The organism is Nocardiopsis sp. MG754419, from assembly GCF_018207095.1.
GTDB lineage: Bacteria > Actinomycetota > Actinomycetes > Streptosporangiales > Streptosporangiaceae > Nocardiopsis.
This window is the reverse complement of the sequence record NZ_QOCZ01000294.1, coordinates 1-1,685: the sequence shown is the minus strand read 5'-3', so window position 1 is coordinate 1,685 and position 1,685 is coordinate 1. Positions and strand designations below refer to the sequence as shown.

The window sequence follows — 1,685 nt, the reverse complement described above, 5'->3', positions numbered from 1 at the left end:
CCCAAGGACGGAACCGCAGGCGTTCCAGCCCGCGGGCCAGCAGGCGCGAGTCTTCGCGGGTGACACGGAAGGACAGTTCGAGGCCGCTGCCGCCGCGCCGACGTCCGGCCCCGCCGGAGTCCGGACGCAGACCGTAGCGGAGGATCTCCACGCCGATCTCGGTCTCGACGGTCTCCACCGGGTTGTTGGAGAGGTTGGAGATGCCGCTGTCGCGACCGTCCACACCGTCGGCGCCCGCGCGTGCGCCGGTGCCGCCCACCATCGGTTCGAGGACCTGGACGTTCTGCCCGCCCGCATACCGTTCGGCGACCACGACCGGGACCACCAGGCCGCTGCTGGCCGCCGGCATGACGTCCGGGGCGGCCAGGCCGAGGGCCCCGCCGAGCGCGTCGTTGACCCGGGAGGCGGTGGCGTGCCGGATGCCGACCGCGGCCGGGTGGCTCGCGTTGACCACCGACCCCTCGGGGGCGGTGACCTCGACCGGGGCGATGAGCCCGGCGTTGAGCGGGGCCTCGGGGTCCAACGTGCAGATCAGCGCCAGGACCCGAGTGGTGATCCACGCGTGGGCGGTGCCGTGGCTGGCGATGTTGAAGGCCGCCTCGACCTGCGGATCGGAACCGGTGAAGTCCAGGTGGAGGCGGTCGGGCTCGACCGTCACCGCGACGCTGACGCGCACGGGCACCGGGGTGACCGCGTCGTCGTCGAGGTAGTCGGTGAAACGGTACGTACCCTCGCGCAGTCGGGACAGCGCGGCGCGCGCCCGTAGCGCGGTGTACTCGACGAGGTCGCCGTGGGCGGCCAGGATGTCGGCGGCACCGTGCGCGGACACCGCCGCCGCCAGACGCTCGCCTCCGGTCCGCAGCGCGGCGAGCATCGCCTGGAGGTCGCCCTCGTTGGCCTCCGGAGAACGGCTGTTGGCCGCCAGGAACGCGGTGACGTCACGGGAGCGCTCGCCCGCCCGCACGAGCTTGACCGGGGGGATCTGCAACCCCTCCTGGTAGATCTCGTGGTTGGTGGGCGAGAGGCTGCTGGGCACCCGCCCGCCGATGTCGGAGCAGTGGATGAACGCCCATCCGTAGCCGATGACCGCGCCGTCGTGGAAGTAGGGGCGGATGAGCTGGATGTCGGTGAGGTGCGTGGCCAGACCACCGGAGCGGTAAGGGTCGTTGGTGACGATGACGTCACCGTCCTCCAGCGGACCGGCGGCCTCGATCGCGGCGGTCAGGTCCAGTCCGACGAAACCCGAGACGCCGATGCCCCGCGGGTAGGCGGAGAAGCGACCGTCGGGTCCGGCGAGCGCGCAGCAGAAGTCGGCGGTCTCCTTAACGTACAGCGAGCGGCTGGTGCGTTGGAGGGTCAGGCACATCTCCTCGGCGAGCGCCGTGAGCTTGTTACCGATGATCTCCAGGGTGATCGGCGGCAGTTTCATGAGCGACTCCTCAGGCGCAGGCGCAGGTGACCGGAGGGGTCGACCTCGGCCGACCATCCGGGTGGGACGAGGACGGTGCTGTCGTCCTGGACGATCACGGCCGGCCCGGACAGGCGGTGGCCGGCGCCGAGCGCGTCACGGTCGTGGACGGCGGCCCGCACGTCCCGGCCGTGCACGGTGACCGTGCGGTGGGAGCGCGGCTCGACCTCGCCCGTGGCGGGGGCGATCCGGTCGCCTCCGGGGTCGGGGCGGGGCG

Annotated in this window: 1 protein-coding gene and 1 pseudogene; both read right to left on the bottom strand. The window is 72.5% G+C overall.

What is annotated here, in order from left to right; genetic code table 11:
- The coding region (locus DSY14_RS27725; protein ID WP_211719552.1) for a hydantoinase B/oxoprolinase family protein at positions 1 to 1,429 on the bottom strand (1,429 nt) is incomplete at its 3' end.
- Positions 1,426 to 1,685, bottom strand: a pseudogene (locus DSY14_RS27720) (hydantoinase/oxoprolinase family protein); the annotation flags it as partial. The pseudogene DSY14_RS27720 and the gene DSY14_RS27725, both read right to left, overlap by 4 nt.